Source organism: Mycobacterium sp. 1274761.0 (assembly GCF_001668615.1).
Lineage (GTDB): Bacteria > Actinomycetota > Actinomycetes > Mycobacteriales > Mycobacteriaceae > Mycobacterium.
The window spans coordinates 79,749-94,581 of the sequence record NZ_LZMC01000056.1 but is presented as its reverse complement, the minus strand read 5'-3'; the positions used below and the strand labels follow the sequence as shown (position 1 = coordinate 94,581).

The following is a 14,833-nucleotide window of genomic DNA, read 5'->3' as shown; positions in this document are numbered from 1 at the left end:
CAACCGACCGGCGCCGACCATACTCTCCTGACATGGCAACCATTTACTACACGGCGTCCAGCATCGACGGTTTCATCGTGGACAGCCAGGACAGCTTGGACTGGTTGATAAGCCGCAACATCGACGCCGACGGCCCGTTCGGCTACCGGGCGTTCAGCGATTCGGTGGGTGCCCTGGTGATGGGTGCCACCACATACGAATGGCTGCTGGCCAACGACCCCGATAACTGGCAGTACGACCAGCCGACGTGGGTAATGACTCACCGCCCCAACATCATTCGCAACGGTGATCCGGTCCGGGCGTTCCAGGGTGAGGTCACTGAGTTGCATCCGCAGCTGGTGCAGGCGGCGGGATACCGCGACGTGTGGGTGGTCGGGGGAGGGGAGGCGGCTGCGCAGTTTGCCCGCGCCGGTCTGATCGACGAGCTGATCGTCAGCTACGCGCCCTGCACGCTGGGGACGGGCGGACGACTGCTCCCGACGGACACCGAGTGGGCGCTGGTGGAGTCCGGCGTCAACGGTGAGTTCATTTGTGCCAGGTGGCGGAAGGCTTAATGGCCGCCGGTGGGAAGACCGTTGCGGCGCACGAATTCCCGTGACTTGATGAGGAATTCCATTTCGCGCGCCACCTGCCGCAGCGGTTCAGTGGTGCGAATGGAGCGGCACAGCACGACGGCGCCCTCCAACGAGGCGATGCACGTGACCGCTAGCGATTCGGCCGCAGCGGTATCGAAATTGTCGGCCACGAACGCGCGCGCCAACGCGTCGCGCCAGCGGCAGAAGATGTCGCTGGCGATCGCGGTCAGTTGCGCTTCGTCGTTGGTGCAGCCGATCGCGGCGGCGACGACCGGACAGCCGGCGCCGAAGTCGCTCTCCATCAGGGTGCGCTCCCAGAACTCGCTGAAGTTGCGAACCAGCGGCAACGCTCCTCGCTCGGCGGCGGTGTCGATGCTTTCGGTGATCGCATCACCGGCCCACCGCAGCGCCTCGGCCAGGATCTGATTGCGACCCTCGGGGAAGTGGTAGTACACCGAACCGCGGGGCGCACCGCTGCGAGCCAGCACCTCGTCGATGGTCACGCCTGAGGCGCCGCGTTCGCGCATCACCTGCGCGGCGCTCATCAGCATGTTGGTGCGCGTCGACCCGCGCTTGCTCCGTGTCTTGGCTTCCGGCACTGGCTACCGGGTCCTCAAGCGGCCTGCTGGCCGCGCAGCTGCGTCGGCCGCCATCCGACGGTCCGGCCGGCGAGCCGGTAGAAACGCTGACGACGGTCCGGCACACGGTGCGTGAACTGATGGCCTGCGAAGTTGAGCTCGATGACCCACATCGTGTGCCTCCTGGTATTGAGCGGCGCCGTTGCCGACTCCGATTATGATATGCAGCATATAACTGGCCCGCACAATAGACAATTCCCCGAGTTGAACCGCGTGGACTCAGACTCAGCCTGATCCGGATTATGGGTTTTTGCATAACACCTAATTTGGCGCTGCCCCATCGGACTAGGCTCGGCCCTGCCGCTGTTGGAGGGGCTGATCATGGGTCATTACAAGAGCAATGTGCGCGACCTCGAATTCAATCTGTTCGAGGTGCTCGAGCTCGAGAAGGCACTGGCGACCGGTGAGTTCGGCGACCTGGACGGGGACTCGGTCCGCCAGATGCTCGACGAGGCGTCCCGGCTGGCCGAGGGGCCCGTCGCCGACTCGTTCGCCGAATCCGACCGGCATCCACCGACCTTCGACCCGCAGACCCACTCGGTGTCGCTGCCTGACCCGTTCAAGCAATCGCTGCGCGCCTGGCGCGAAGGCGAATGGTTCCGCGTCGGCCTCAGTGAGGCGCTCGGTGGCGTGCCCGCACCCGCGATGGTTGCGTGGGCGATCAACGAGCTGCCGTTGGGCGCCAATCCGCCGGTATTTCTGTACATGGCGGGCCCGATCATGGCGGACATACTGCTGCACATCGGCAACGAGCATCAGCGGCACCTGGCATCGTTTGCGGTCGAACGTAATTGGGCCGCCACGATGGTGCTGACCGAACCCGACGCCGGCTCCGACGTCGGCGCCGGCCGCACGAAGGCCGTCCAGCAGCCCGACGGCACCTGGCACATCGACGGCGTCAAACGCTTCATCACCAACGGCGACACCGACGACGTCTTCGATAACATCATCCATCTGGTGCTCGCCCGGCCGGAGGGGGCCGGGCCAGGGACCAAGGGGCTCAGCCTGTTCCTCGTGCCGAAGTATCTGCCGGATCTCGAGTCCGGCGAACCGGGCGAGCGCAACGGCGTCTTCGTTACCGGACTCGAACACAAGATGGGGCTCAAGGCCTCGGCGACGTGTGAGCTGACGTTCGGCCAGCACGGGGTGCCCGCCGTCGGCTGGCTGGTCGGTGACGTCCACAACGGCATCGTGCAGATGTTCAAAGTCATCGAATACGCGCGAATGATGGTGGGCACCAAAGCCATTGCGACCCTGTCGACCGGTTACCTGAACGCGCTGGAGTATGCGAAGACCCGTATCCAGGGTGCCGACATGACGCAGATGACCGACAAGACGGCGCCGCGGGTGACAATCATCCACCATCCCGACGTGCGGCGCGCCTTGATGACGCAGAAGTGCTACGCCGAGGGGTTGCGGGCGCTGTATCTGTTCACCGCTGCGCATCAGGATCCAGCGGTGGCCGCGATCGTGTCCGGGGCCGACGCTCAACTGGCGGAGCGGGTAAACGATCTGTTGCTGCCGATCGTCAAAGGCGTCGGCTCCGAACGGGCCTACCAGTGCCTGACGGAGTCGCTGCAGACGTTCGGCGGTTCGGGCTTTCTGCAGGACTATCCGATCGAGCAGTACATCCGCGACGCGAAAATCGACAGCCTCTATGAGGGCACCACCGCGATCCAGGCGCAGGACTTCTTCTTCCGCAAGATCGCTCGCGATCAGGGCGTGGCACTGACGCACGTCGTCGCTGGGATCCAGAAATTTCTCGACAGCGACGCGGCGCGGCCGGAATTGGCCGAGGCGCGTGCGCTGCTGGCCACGGCGCTGTCCGATGTGCAGGCGATGACGGCAACCTTGACCGGCTACCTGCTCAGCGCGCAGGAGAACGCGCGCGAGCTGTACCGGATCGGCCTGGAGTCGGTCCCGTTCCTGCTGGCGGTGGGCGACCTGCTCATCGGTTGGCTGCTGCTCGAACACGCCGAGATTGCACTGAACGCCCTGGAGGCAGACCCGTCGCAACATGACCGTGCGTTCTACGAGGGCAAGGTCGCGGCGGCGAAAATCTTCGCGCGTAATGTGTTGCCGCGATTGACCGCCGAACGCAGGATCGTCGAGGGCGTCGACCTGACGATCATGGATCTGGGAGAGGAAGCATTCTGATGAAGGTGATCACGTCGATCGACGATGCCGTCGCTTCGGTCGGGCAGGAACTCGGTGTCAGCGAATGGCAGGAAATTGACCAGGACCGCATCAACGCCTTCGCCGATGCGACCGGTGATCACCAGTGGATCCACGTCGACGCCGAACGCGCCAAGAACGAAAGCCCTTACGGCACAACGATTGCGCACGGGTTTCTGACGCTGTCGATGATTCCCGCGCTCACCAAGGACAACTACCGCGTCGAGAACGCGAAGATGGCGATCAACTACGGGTCGAACAAGGTGCGGTTCATCGCCGCGGTGCCATCCGGCGGCCGGATCCGGGCGCGCTCCGAACTTATCGACGCCACCAAGGTCGACGACAACACCGTGAACCTGACGGTCAAGAACACCATCGAACTGGACGGGTCGAACAAGCCCGCCGCAGTGGCAGAGACGATCGTGCGGGTGCTGTTCTAGGCCACGTCGTCCACGGCATAGATTCATTCGTGAATTAGACGAATGCGTCAAAACCACCAAAACACAGGCTGAAGAAGCAGAGCATAAGGGTATGAGCGCGTATCAGACCCTGGTGGTAGGCACCGACGGTTCGGATACATCGCTGCAGGCGGTGGATCACGCAGCCGTGGTAGCCGCGGAAAGTGATGCAAAGTTGATCATCGCGATGGCGCACTTGCCCAATGTGGACAGGGGCGGTTGGGGCAGACCGGCCCGCCCGGATCGTGTAATCGATAGCGACGGCGAGGTCGCCCTCAAGGGCGAGGGCGACTACAAAATGCACGGCGAGGCGCCCGTGTACGAGATACTGCGCCAGGCCCGTGACCGCGCCAAGGCGGCAGGGGCGAAGAAGATCGAGACCCGACCGATCGTTGGTGATCCGGTGCATGCGCTGTCACGCCTCGCCAACGAGGTCGGGGCTGACCTTTTGGTAGTCGGCAACGTGGGACTCGCCTCGCGCAGCGGCAAGTGGCTCGGCTCAGTGCCGGGCAACGTGTTGGCCAGGGCCAAGAAGACGACCGATGTGTTGATCGTCCACACCTCCGACTGACCGCGCGCAGAAGCTACGACGGCTTGTAGCCGAAGGGCAACAGCACGCTCTTGGCCTGGGTATACTGCTCGATGCCCTCCGGCCCGTTCTCGCGGCCGATGCCTGAGTTCTTGTACCCGCCGAACGGGGCGCCGGGATCGAACGCGTACATGTTGACCGCGTAGGTGCCGGTGCGAATCTTCGAGGCGATTTTCATCGCCTTCTCGTTGTCGGTGGTGTACACGCTGCCCGCGAGCCCATACGCCGAATCATTGGCGATGCGCACCGCATCGTCTTCGGTGTCGTAGGGGATTACGGCCAGCACGGGGCCGAAGATCTCTTCCTGCGCAATGGTCATCGAGTTGTCGACATCGGCGAAAACCGTTGGCTGAACAAACCATCCGCTGTCCAGACCCTCGGGCCGCCCGCCGCCGGTGACCAGCCGCGCGCCCTCCTCGACGCCCTTCTTGATATAGCTTTCGACCCGCTCACGCTGCTTCTCGCTGATCAGCGACCCGAGCATGGCGCCGGGGTCATCGGGAAGCCCGACGGGCATGGCGCTCGCCGCGGCGGCGAGCTTCTCAACGATCTCGTCGTACCGCGACCGCGGCGCAAGGATGCGGGTCTGCGCAACGCACGCCTGCCCCGTGTTCATCAACCCGGAGAACACCAGCATCGGCAGCGTCGAATCCAGGTCGGCGTCTTCGAGGATGATGGCCGCGGACTTGCCGCCCAGCTCGAGCGAACACGGCTTGAGCTTCTCGGCCGCGATCTTGGCAATCTCCTTGCCGACGGCCGACGACCCGGTGAACGTGAACTTGTCGATCTCCGGGTTGGCGGTCAGCGCGCGGCCGGTCTCCGGACCGCCGGGCACCACCGACAGCACACCCTCGGGCAGACCGGCCTCTGCGAAGATCTCGGCCATCGCGAACAGCGACAGCGGTGTCTCGGCGGCCGGCTTCACCACGATCGTGCAGCCCGCGATCAACGCCGGGCCCAGCTTGTTGGCCGCAAGGAAGAACGGCACGTTCCAGGCGGTGATGGCGGCTACCACCCCGATCGGTTCGCGAACCACCATCGTCTCGCCGTAAACGCCCTCGCGGAAATCGCGCCAGGTGAACCTGTCGGCCGCGCCCGCGTAGTACTGGAACGCCGCCATCGCCGCGCCGTACTGCATCATGTCGACGATCGTCGGCGGCTGACCCGTCTCGGCGGCCAGCAGAAACTTCAGCTCGTCGGCCCGCTCCTCCATCAGCTTCACCGCTGCGCCCAGCACCGCCGCCCGCTCCTGCGGCGACATCTGCGGCCACGGCCCCTCGTCGAAGGCCTTGCGCGCAGCTGCGCACGCGGCGTTCACGTCGGCCTCGCTGGCCAGCGGCACCTTTCCGACGAGTTCACCGGTGGCCGGGGAATGCACCTCGATGACGTCAGCCGTTGCGGGTTCGGCCCATTTGCCGCCGATGAACAGCTTGTCCCACTCGGTTCTGAAGGCTGTGCTCTGAGTCATCTGTGCTCCTCGCGTGCGCGTGTCATGGACGTCACACTACCTACCGAGGGACGAAACGAGAACCTGTTGCAGTTTGTTGGCTCAGCGGCACTGCAGCACCAGCACGATGTTGCTCACCAGAAACTCTCGCAGCAGGGGTATCCGCGCCATCCACCACGCCCATCGCGGGTGGTAGCGGGGAAATGCGGCCACCAGCGCGCCGGAACTCTCGCCGAACGCCAGGCCGTCGGCCGCAGAGACCGCGAACAGTGACGAGCCGTAGTTGTTCTTCGGCGGATGGCCGTGCTTGCGGGTATAGCGCGCCGCCGCACGCTCCCCGCCGAGGTAGTGGGTCAATCCCATTTCGTGGCCGCCGAAGGGACCCAGCCACACCGTGTACGACAGCACTGCCAGGCCGCCTGGCCTGGTGACGCGCAGCATCTCCCGGGCCAACCGCCACGGCTGCGGCACGTGCTCGGCGACGTTGGACGACAGGCAGATGTCGACGCTGTTGTCGGCGAACGGCAGCGCCGTGCCGGAGGCGCGGACATAGGTCGCCGTTCCTCCCGACGCGGGGCCGGCGTGCATCTCGGCGAGGTCGGGTTCGACGCCGATGTAGTCGAAACCGGCCTGCTCGAAGGCCGTGGCGAAGTAGCCGGGACCGCCGCCGACGTCAAGCAGGGTGCGACCCGCTGTGGGCTCGGGACGGCTCGCTCGCCAGAGGTCGGCGACCATGGCCGCCGTGTCCTCGGCGAGCGCGGTGTAGAACCGCGCGGGGTCGGTCTGCTCGAACCGGAACTGCGCCAGCAACCGCACCGACCGCGTCAGCGTCGCGCGCCGGGCGAACAGGTCGGTGGCAGTCTTCCGACGAACGCTCGCGTGAGGAGACCACATAAAGCCAGACCCTATGCAGCGGTTACGCTGGCACGGATGTCCGTCCGGTCCGTGCGCTCTGTGCTGCTGCTTTGCTGGCGCGATACGGGCCATCCCCAGGGCGGTGGCAGCGAGACCTACCTGCAGCGCATTGGCGCCCAGCTGGCCGCATCGGGTATCGCGGTGACGTTGCGGACCGCGCGCTATGAAGGAGCGCCGCGCAACGAGGTGGTCGACGGTGTGCGGATCAACCGCGCAGGCGGAACCAACTCGATCTACATCTGGGCGGGTTTGGCCATGGTGTTGGCCCGCGTCGGTCTGGGCCCGCTGCGCAAGGTTCGCCCTGACGTGGTGATCGACACGCAGAACGGGCTGCCGTTCTTGGCTCGCCTTGCCTACGGCCGGCGTGTGGTGGTGCTTGTGCATCACTGCCACCGTGAACTGTGGCCGGTCGCCGGCCGGTGGAAGGGCCGCTTCGGCTGGTTCGTCGAATCGCGGTTGTCGCCGTGGCTGCACCGGCGCAATCAGTATGTGACGGTGTCGCTGCCGTCGGCGCGTGATCTCACCGATCTCGGCGTGGCGGCCGAGCACATCGCGGTGGTGCGCAACGGCCTCGACGAGGCACCGGCGGCGACGCTGGCGCTGCCGCGCGCGGACCATCCGCGCATCGCGCTGCTGAGTCGGCTGGTGCCGCACAAGCAGATCGAGGATGCGCTGACGGCCGTTGCCGAGCTTCGGCCGCGGATCCCCGGTCTGCACCTCGACATCGTCGGTGGCGGTTGGTGGCGTGACCGCCTCGTCGAGCATGCGCGACAACTCGGTGTCTGCCACGCGGTGACCTTTCATGGCCACGTCGATGACTTCACGAAACACGAAGTGCTGCAGCGAGCGTGGGTTCATGTGTTGCCGTCGCGCAAGGAAGGTTGGGGGCTGGCCGTCACCGAGGCTGCCCAACACGGGGTGCCGACGGTCGGCTACCGGTCATCCGGCGGGCTGACCGACTCGATCGTCGACGGGGTGACTGGCCTGCTCGTCGACGAGCACCGCGAGCTGGTGACCGGCCTCGAGCGGCTGCTGACCGACCCGGTGTTGCGCGAGCAGCTCGGCGGCAAGGCCCAGATCCGCAGCGGCGACTTCTCCTGGGCCCAGAGCGCCGAGGCGATGGCGACGGTCTTGGAGTCGACGGTCGCGGGAAATCGCGTCAGCGGTGTTGTCTAGGCGGCGAAGGCGACGGGAAGTGTTGCCGGGCCGCTGATTCCGACCAATGGCTTCCACTGCCCGATACCGTCGCGGCGCAGGTTCGGCAGGCGATCGGCCATCACGGTCAGCGCGGTGGCGATCTCGCGCCGCGCCAGGTTCGCGCCGAGGCAGTAGTGCGCGCCGGCGCCGAACGTCTGCATCGGCGGGGCGCCGTCGCGCAGAATGTCGAAGCGGTCGGGGTCGACGTACACGTCGGCGTCATGGTTGGCCGCGGCGGTGTTGCACATGACGAACGTTCCCGCGGGAATCACCACGCCCGCCATCTCGACATCCTCCGTCGTCATCCGCATCGCACCGAAAACCACTGGGGAGAACCGCATCAGCTCTTCGACGGCCTTCATCGCCAGCTCCGGCCGCTCCCGCAACAATGCCCACTGTTCCGGGTAGTCGCAGAATACGTCGATCGCGGCGGCCACCTGGTTCCGGGTGGTGTCGGTGCCGGCCATCAGCAGGCCGGCGGCGAGCATCCGCAGCTCGTCGGGCGACAACCGGTCGCCGTCGTCCTCGGCGCGGATCATCTCCGAGATCAGGTCGTCGGTCAGTGATTCCCGCCGGGTGGCGACCATGTCGTCGATGTAATCGTCGAGTTCACTCCATGCCGTGAGAATGTCGTCCTCGTATTCGGCGACGTTCCAGCTGAACAGCTTGAAAAAGTCGTCGGCCCACGCATCGAACAGCCGCCAGTCCTCCCGCGGTGCGCCGAGCAGCGCCGAGATGATCGGCACGGGATATGGCCGCGCGATGTCGGTCACAGCCTCGCAATGGCTTTGCGCAACAACAGGATCGAGTACGTCGTTGATCACGTCGACGATGGTGTCCTCGAGCCGCTGCACCGACCGCGGCGTGAACGCCTTCGACACCAGGCGGCGCAACCGCGTGTGGTCGTGACCGTTCATCGCCAGCAGGCTGGTGCTGGCACGGTGCCACAGCGGGCCGTCAGTGATGCCCTGCGTCTCCAACCCGAGGCCGGGCGGAACGATGAACCGCGGGTCGCGCAGCGTGGCGCGCACCAGGTCGTAACTCAGGATCTCGGGGCCGTGTGCACCCATCGCGATCGGCGCCTGCTCCAGCGCCTTGCGAAGGCGGCGGTGACCTTCGTCGGGGCTGGGCGCCTCCTCGTACTCGACGGTCGGCAGGTCGGCTTCGAACACGCTCGTGGTCATGTCGACCATGCTTCGACTCGCGCGCGGAGGTGGGTAGCGTAGTTGACTACTCCACTGTGAACGTGGTCACCCTCAGCGCGCGTCCCACGACCATCCCCGCCCCGCCGACGACCAGCATGGCCAGCCACACGGCGTGCGTGACCAGCAGCAATCCGCGGTGCGGGGCCGCGGGCCAGTCGCCGCCCACGCGGGTGACGGTGACGTCGTCGCCGGACTCGACGACCAGCCAGCCCACCCCGGCGCGGGCCAGTGCGTCGTTGTCGGCGCCGGAGCTCAGGAGCCGCTCCACCTCCCTTGCGCGGCCGCCCTCACCCGGGACGAGACGATCCGAGACGGTCAGGTCACCGGTGGTAAGCACGTCGGCGCGCAGCCACCGCGGCAGGGGATCGAGCACCGGCGCGTCGCCCGCCCACGGGAAGTGCCGCATGCTGGTGCCTGCGGGCAGCACCGCCACCGGATGCGGGTCGGCGTTGATCGTCGCCGCGGCCTCCTGCCAGGCCGGCGGGTATCGCACCGCGACGACCTTGCCACCGACGCCCCAGGCGAGATCGGGCAGCGTCGCGATCAACGCGAGACTGCACACCGCCGCCGCGACTGTGGTGGGCAGCCACCGCCGCAGGGCCACCACAGCGCCCGCGGCCGCCAGCGTGTAACCGGGCACCGCCAGCGCCACCCACTTCTGCGCGTCGCGCACCACGCCGAGACCCGGCAGCGCGCGGACCAACGACTCGACGGCCGCCACCCCCGGTCCCGTCGCCATCAGCGTCGGCACCACGACGGCCACCGCGGCCAACACAAGCAGCGGGACCGCGGCGGGTGCGCGCATCGCGACCGGCAGACCCGCCGCCACAATGCCCAGCAACACCACTGCGGCAACAACCACGAAAAGCGTTGTCCGCGAATCGGGTACGGCCTCATTGTTCCAGATGCCACCGAGGCTCGCCAGGCTGCCCAGCGTCGCGAGGCCGGGTTCTGCGCGGGCGGCGAATGCGGGCACCCCCTCGGCTTGCGAGGACGACAACGATCCTGAGACGGCGGCGGCCGTCAACCACGACAACGCAGCCAGGACCGCCGCGCCCGTTACGACGACCGCGGACACCCAGCGGGGGTGGCCCGCACGGGGCACCGTCGAGCACACCAGCGCCACCGTCGCGGCCAGCATCAGGCCGGTCGGCGTCAATCCGGCCAGCGCCACCCAGAACGCCACCGCGCAAACCCACGGGGTGCGCAGCCGCATCCGCAGCACCGTCACCGCCACCCATGGCAGACACCCGTAACCGACCAACAGGCTCCAGTGGCCCTGCAGAAGTCGTTCTGCGACATAGGGATTCCACACCGCCAGCGTCGCCGCGACGAAGCCACCCGAAGCACCGGCCTCGGGCAGCACCACCGATGCCAACCGGGCGGCGCCCCAGCCCGCGAGCCACAGCCCGGCGACCAGCAGCACCTTCACCACCACGCCGCCGTCGATCACGTGCGACGCCAGCGCCACCGCGAAGTCCTGCGGCAGGGCGCGCGGTGCAGCGTCCGAAAGGCCAAGCGCCGCATCGGATAAATACGAGCGAGGAGTCGAGACGGCGTCGCGCACCAACAGATACCCCGGCCGCAGCAGCGGACCGGTCACCACAAGGGCGAGCGCCAGCGCATAGGCCGGCGCCCAGAACCTCGTCAGCAGACGGTTGATCAGGCCTACCGGTCTGGAGGCTGCTGCCTGGGCCGCTGGGCGGGCAGCTTCTCGGTCTTGGCTTCTGCGCCGGGCACTTTGATGCCCTGAGTGTCGAAGAACCCGTGATCGGCCTCGTCGAGGCCGGGATCGATCAGCGTGGACTCGCCGCGCATGCTGAACGACCCCAGCAGCGCACCACCGACGAGTGCCAACAGGCCGATCGCGGTGAACGTGATCGGCAGGATGCGGCCCCACAGCGCCACCCGGTCACGCTCGTCGCGCGCCGCGGCGACCTGCGACTCGACCGTCTGTTCGTTGGACGTCACCGTGTAGTCGACGAACGTCACCTCGGGCTTCAGCGCCTCTCGCGCGTAATACTGGTTGGCCCGTTCCTTGGACTTGACGATGGTGCCCGACACCGGATCGACCCAGAAGGTGCGCTGGGCCGCGTAGAAGCGGGTCATGGTGATCGGTTCTTCGGGATTGCCGGGCAGACCCCACATCCCCGCCGGCGCGGTCACCTGGGCGTCCTCGTCGTTGTCGTACAGCGAGGCGTACTTGACCGGTTCGACGAGCTTGCCGTCGCCGTCGTAGCCGACGTTCTGGGTGAACCGGTAGGTGGTCAGCCCGTTGACGTCTTCCTCGCCGTCGTAGTTCGCGTCGAACGCCTTCTGGGCGATCGGATCGAAGAACGGATATGTCTTCTTCTCGGTGCCGAACGGGAAACGGTAGGTGAGCCCCTCGTGCGGCAGCGCGATGTTGGTCGGCGGCTGGTCGTCCTCGATCGTGCGTGGCTTCTGCACAGCGCCACCGGGATTGCTCTCGCTGGACACCGCCATCGCGGTCTTGCGGTCCAACGTGACGGTATCGACGAGTGCCAGCAGCAGGCCGTTGTCCTGTTGCTTGTCGCTGCGGCGCAGCGTGGTGCCGACCTGCAGGGTGACGACGTCGGCGTTGGAGGGCGCCTCGACGGTGATCTGCTTCTGCTGGGTCACCGGTACGTTCTTGCTGACCTCGAACTTCGGGGCGGCAAGCGATGCGGGATCAAAAGCCGTCCCCGTCCCATCGCTGACCAACGTGGCGTCGATGTCCAGTGGGATCTTGGTGATCCTGCCTTTGGTATAGGTGGTGAGCAGCAACGCGGCGATCAACAGGGCGGCTCCGAGCCCCATGATTCCGCACGCCGCGATACGCAACGCCACTGCGCGGTTCAAACCGGTCCTCCCTGGCTCGATGTCGCCGACCATCGGCTCCGAAGGCCCGATGGCTGCACCACTGGCTACGGACCCTAACAGCACAAACTAAGGCCATCACTTACTGCAACGGCTTACGCGCCAGGGCGTCCTGCACACTGGTCGGGTGCCAGGTTCCCAAACGCGTACGGAGGCAGTGAGCGGCACCCGTGGCTTTCTGCCCCCAGTCGAGGGCATGCGGGCCTGTGCGGCCGTCGGCGTCGTCGTCACCCACGTTGCGTTCCAGACCGGGCACACCGGCGGGGTCATTGGCCGCTTGTTCGGCCGGTTCGACCTCGCCGTCGCCGTGTTCTTCGCACTATCGGGATTTTTGTTGTGGCGCGGTCACGCCGCCGCCGCCCGCGGCCTGCGCCCAACCCCGCCGACGGGGCACTACTTGCGGTCGCGTTTGGTCCGCATCATGCCCGCCTACCTGGTGGCCGTTGTAGTCATCCTGACCCTGCTGCCCGACGCCAAACCCGACCTCACGGTGTGGCTGGCCAACCTGTCGCTGACCCAGATCTATGTGCCGTTGACGCTGACGGCCGGGTTGACGCAGATGTGGAGCCTCGCCGTCGAGGTGAGCTTCTATGTGGCGCTGCCGGTGATCGCACTGCTGGTTCGGCGGTTGCCGGCGCGCGCGCGCATCCCCGTGCTGGCCGCCGCGGGTGTGCTGAGCCTCGGGTGGGCTCTGCTGCCGATCCACACGCCGGTCGGGGTCAGCTCGCTGAACTGGCCGCCCGCGTTCCTGTCGTGGTTCGTCGCGGGGATGCTGCTGGCCGAGCTGACCGTGACACCGGTCGGCTGGCCGCACCGGTTGGCGCGTAGACGGGTCCTGATGGCGGTCGTCGCACTGGCGGCGTTCTTGGTGGCGGCGTCGCCGCTGGCGGGTCCGGAAGGCCTGACGCCGGGCACCGCACACCAGTTCATCGTCAAGGTCGCGATGGGCGCTGTGGTGTCGGGTGCGCTTCTGGCGCCGCTGGTGCTCGACGCTCCCGACACCCCGCACCGCATCCTGGGCAACACCACGATGGTGACATTGGGCCGGTGGTCCTACGGGCTGTTCATCTGGCATCTGGCCGCGCTGTGGATGGTGTTCCCGATCATCGGCGAGTTCGCGTTCAACGGGCACATGCCGGTGGTGCTCGGGCTGACAGTGGTGTTCGGGTTCGCGATCGCGGCGGTCAGCTACGCGCTGTTCGAGTCGCCATGCCGGGTTGCGTTGCGGCGGTGGGAGTATCGCCGCAGCAGCCCAGCCGAGCCGGCGCCGCCGCTGGACAGCGCCGTCAGGAGCGCGCCTGCGCCAGCCGCGCGATGATCGCGTCGCGCACCGCCGACCGCCGCGCCTTGCCCGCATCGTCGCGCAGCGGCGTGTCGGTGAACTCGACCGTGCGCGGCACCTTGTAGTGCGCGATGCGCTCGGAGAGGAACGCGATGACGGCATCCTCGTCGAGCCCGTCGGCCTGAACGATGGCATACGGCACCTGGCCCAGATCCTCGTCGGGCACGCCGACGACCAAGCAGGACAACACCTTCGGGTGGGCGGCGAGTGCGCCTTCGACCTCGGCTGGATAGACGTTGCGGCCGCCGACGGTGAACATGTCCACCCGCCGGTCGTTGAGGTAGAGGTAGCCGTCCTCGTCGAAGTAGCCGAGGTCACCCAGAGAGTCCCAGCCGTCACGGCTCTTGGCCGTCGCGCCGATGTAGCGGTAGGTCGGGGCGCTACCCGGCGACGGACGCATGTAGACCTCGCCGCTGACGCCGGGCGGGCACTCGTTGCCGTCGTCGTCGAGAACCTTCATCTCGCCGGAGATCACGCGGCCCACCGATCCACGATGCTGCAACCATTCGCCGCCGCTCAACGCCGCCAACGCCTGAAGCTCGGTGCCGCCGTAAAGTTCCCACACCGCGTCCGGGCCGAGCAACTCGATCCATCGCTGCTTGACCGACGGGGCGCACGGTGCTCCGACGTGCCACAACCGGCGCAGCGAGGACAAGTCGTAGGCGTCGGGGTCGGCGTCGTAGACCGGCAGCAACCGGTGCATGATTGTCGGCACCGTGAACAGCCAGTTGACCCGTGTTTCGGTGACCAGCCGCAGAAACTCTGCCGGATCGAACCGCGGCATCAAGACCAGATGGTGGCCCATCGTCAGGCCCATGGTGGCGGCCGTCATTCCGGTGTTGTGGGACATCGGCACCGAAACCAGTTGAACATCTTCCTCTTTGGTGCCCATTGCGAGGCTCACCGGCGTCAGGTCGGTGCGGCTGTCACCGCCGGCTTCGATCAGCTTCGGCCGTCCGGTACTGCCCCCGCTGGCCATCGCCTTCCATGTCGGAGAGACAGCCTCGGGCAGCGCGGCGTCGGGCACGGCCGGATCCGGTGTGAAACCCGCATCGACGCTGGGCGTCGTGCCGGATGGATCGGCTCTGCCGACGATCAGAGCGCGGGGGTGCAAGTCCAGCAAATTCTGAAACTCGTTGTCGGGCAGGCGGGCCGGCAGCGGTTGAGGTACGGCGCCCAGCTTCCACGCCGCGATCGCGGCCTGCAGGAACTCGATAGAGTTGGGCAGGGCGATCGTCACGTAGTCACCGACGCCAACGCCGCGCTCGGCGAACGCACGCGCTAGCCGGTTGGTCGACGAATCGAGCTCGCGGCGGGTCAGTGTGCGGCCCGAGCAGGTGATCGCGGACGCGTCGGGCTTGTCGGCGGCCAGCATCGAGACTCTGGTGCCGAGCGTGGGCGCGGATTCCGTCATG

Annotated in this window: 14 protein-coding genes; 6 read left to right on the top strand and 8 right to left on the bottom strand. The window is 67.0% G+C overall.

From position 1 onward, the window contains the following. Positions 1 to 32 precede the first annotated feature (32 nt). Positions 33 to 554, top strand: coding sequence for a dihydrofolate reductase family protein (locus A5651_RS10440; protein WP_066979266.1), 522 nt, complete (start codon positions 33 to 35; stop codon positions 552 to 554). On the opposite strand, the gene A5651_RS10435 is transcribed toward A5651_RS10440, so the two are convergent. Together A5651_RS10435 and A5651_RS25700 are read right to left on the bottom strand one after the other, a co-directional pair. Continuing rightward, the gene (locus tag A5651_RS10435) at positions 551 to 1,126 is read right to left on the bottom strand and encodes a TetR/AcrR family transcriptional regulator (protein WP_066979262.1); all 576 of its coding nucleotides are present in this window, start codon (positions 1,124 to 1,126) and stop codon (positions 551 to 553) included. The two genes, A5651_RS10440 and A5651_RS10435, sit on opposite strands and share 4 nt — an antisense overlap. A gap of 62 nt (positions 1,127 to 1,188) precedes the next feature. Next, positions 1,189 to 1,326 carry a hypothetical protein gene (locus tag A5651_RS25700; RefSeq protein WP_197496597.1) on the bottom strand — a complete coding sequence of 46 codons (138 nt, stop codon included), beginning with the start codon at positions 1,324 to 1,326 and terminating at the stop codon, positions 1,189 to 1,191. A gap of 208 nt (positions 1,327 to 1,534) precedes the next feature. Between A5651_RS25700 and A5651_RS10430 the strand changes: the two genes are divergently transcribed. The 3 genes from A5651_RS10430 (at position 1,535) to A5651_RS10420 (ending at position 4,417) form a co-directional block, all read left to right on the top strand. Beyond that, the gene (locus tag A5651_RS10430; protein WP_066979380.1) at positions 1,535 to 3,370 is read left to right on the top strand and encodes an acyl-CoA dehydrogenase; all 1,836 of its coding nucleotides are present in this window, start codon (positions 1,535 to 1,537) and stop codon (positions 3,368 to 3,370) included. Beyond that, positions 3,370 to 3,828 carry a MaoC family dehydratase gene (locus A5651_RS10425; protein ID WP_066979258.1) on the top strand — a complete coding sequence of 153 codons (459 nt, stop codon included), beginning with the start codon at positions 3,370 to 3,372 and terminating at the stop codon, positions 3,826 to 3,828. The genes A5651_RS10430 and A5651_RS10425 overlap by 1 nt, the downstream gene beginning before the upstream one ends. 91 nt (positions 3,829 to 3,919) lie before the next feature. Next, complete coding sequence (locus tag A5651_RS10420; protein WP_066979255.1) at positions 3,920 to 4,417, top strand: universal stress protein; 498 nt, start codon at positions 3,920 to 3,922, stop codon at positions 4,415 to 4,417. Positions 4,418 to 4,430: 13 nt separating this feature from the next. On the opposite strand, the gene A5651_RS10415 is transcribed toward A5651_RS10420, so the two are convergent. Further along, complete coding sequence (locus A5651_RS10415; RefSeq protein WP_066979252.1) at positions 4,431 to 5,903, bottom strand: aldehyde dehydrogenase; 1,473 nt, start codon at positions 5,901 to 5,903, stop codon at positions 4,431 to 4,433. 81 nt (positions 5,904 to 5,984) lie between these two features. Continuing rightward, on the bottom strand, positions 5,985 to 6,776 hold the full coding sequence (locus A5651_RS10410) for a class I SAM-dependent methyltransferase (RefSeq protein WP_066979249.1): 792 nt from the start codon (positions 6,774 to 6,776) through the stop codon (positions 5,985 to 5,987). A gap of 36 nt (positions 6,777 to 6,812) precedes the next feature. Between A5651_RS10410 and A5651_RS10405 the strand changes: the two genes are divergently transcribed. Beyond that, complete coding sequence (locus A5651_RS10405; RefSeq protein ID WP_066979246.1) at positions 6,813 to 7,973, top strand: glycosyltransferase family 4 protein; 1,161 nt, start codon at positions 6,813 to 6,815, stop codon at positions 7,971 to 7,973. On the opposite strand, the gene A5651_RS10400 is transcribed toward A5651_RS10405, so the two are convergent. From A5651_RS10400 to A5651_RS10390, 3 genes are all read right to left on the bottom strand, one after another. Continuing rightward, positions 7,970 to 9,178, bottom strand: coding sequence for a cytochrome P450 (locus A5651_RS10400; RefSeq protein WP_066979377.1), 1,209 nt, complete (start codon positions 9,176 to 9,178; stop codon positions 7,970 to 7,972). The two genes, A5651_RS10405 and A5651_RS10400, sit on opposite strands and share 4 nt — an antisense overlap. A 46-nt stretch (positions 9,179 to 9,224) precedes the next feature. After that, on the bottom strand, positions 9,225 to 10,802 hold the full coding sequence (locus A5651_RS10395) for a hypothetical protein (RefSeq protein WP_231988645.1): 1,578 nt from the start codon (positions 10,800 to 10,802) through the stop codon (positions 9,225 to 9,227). Between the two features lie 65 nt (positions 10,803 to 10,867). Further along, entirely contained in the window at positions 10,868 to 12,058 is a 1,191-nt protein-coding gene (locus A5651_RS10390) for a DUF3068 domain-containing protein (protein ID WP_066979370.1), read from the bottom strand. Between the two features lie 214 nt (positions 12,059 to 12,272). Here A5651_RS10390 and A5651_RS10385 point away from each other — a divergent pair, with 214 nt between their 5' ends. Further along, a complete protein-coding gene (locus tag A5651_RS10385) occupies positions 12,273 to 13,394 on the top strand; it encodes an acyltransferase (RefSeq protein WP_066979243.1) in 1,122 nt (373 codons plus the stop codon). Here A5651_RS10385 and A5651_RS10380 read toward each other — a convergent pair. Continuing rightward, positions 13,363 to 14,832 (bottom strand): AMP-binding protein, encoded by a 1,470-nt coding sequence (locus A5651_RS10380; protein WP_066979240.1) that lies wholly within the window; start codon positions 14,830 to 14,832, stop codon positions 13,363 to 13,365. The two genes, A5651_RS10385 and A5651_RS10380, sit on opposite strands and share 32 nt — an antisense overlap. Position 14,833 lies beyond the last annotated feature (1 nt).

Excerpts from the sequence above, each read along its gene's own strand:
- A5651_RS10380 (WP_066979240.1), bottom strand. The coding sequence starts at position 14,832 with ATGACGGAATCCGCGCCCACGCTCGGCACCAGAGTCTCGATGCTGGCC.
- A5651_RS10420 (WP_066979255.1), top strand. The coding sequence starts at position 3,920 with ATGAGCGCGTATCAGACCCTGGTGGTAGGCACCGACGGTTCGGATACA.
- A5651_RS10400 (WP_066979377.1), bottom strand. The coding sequence starts at position 9,178 with ATGACCACGAGCGTGTTCGAAGCCGACCTGCCGACCGTCGAGTACGAG.
- A5651_RS10415 (WP_066979252.1), bottom strand. The coding sequence starts at position 5,903 with ATGACTCAGAGCACAGCCTTCAGAACCGAGTGGGACAAGCTGTTCATC.
- A5651_RS25700 (WP_197496597.1), bottom strand. The coding sequence starts at position 1,326 with ATGTGGGTCATCGAGCTCAACTTCGCAGGCCATCAGTTCACGCACCGT.
- A5651_RS10430 (WP_066979380.1), top strand. The coding sequence starts at position 1,535 with ATGGGTCATTACAAGAGCAATGTGCGCGACCTCGAATTCAATCTGTTC.
- A5651_RS10405 (WP_066979246.1), top strand. The coding sequence starts at position 6,813 with ATGTCCGTCCGGTCCGTGCGCTCTGTGCTGCTGCTTTGCTGGCGCGAT.
- A5651_RS10410 (WP_066979249.1), bottom strand. The coding sequence starts at position 6,776 with ATGTGGTCTCCTCACGCGAGCGTTCGTCGGAAGACTGCCACCGACCTG.
- A5651_RS10435 (WP_066979262.1), bottom strand. The coding sequence starts at position 1,126 with ATGCTGATGAGCGCCGCGCAGGTGATGCGCGAACGCGGCGCCTCAGGC.
- A5651_RS10425 (WP_066979258.1), top strand. The coding sequence starts at position 3,370 with ATGAAGGTGATCACGTCGATCGACGATGCCGTCGCTTCGGTCGGGCAG.
- A5651_RS10385 (WP_066979243.1), top strand. The coding sequence starts at position 12,273 with ATGCGGGCCTGTGCGGCCGTCGGCGTCGTCGTCACCCACGTTGCGTTC.
- A5651_RS10440 (WP_066979266.1), top strand. The coding sequence starts at position 33 with ATGGCAACCATTTACTACACGGCGTCCAGCATCGACGGTTTCATCGTG.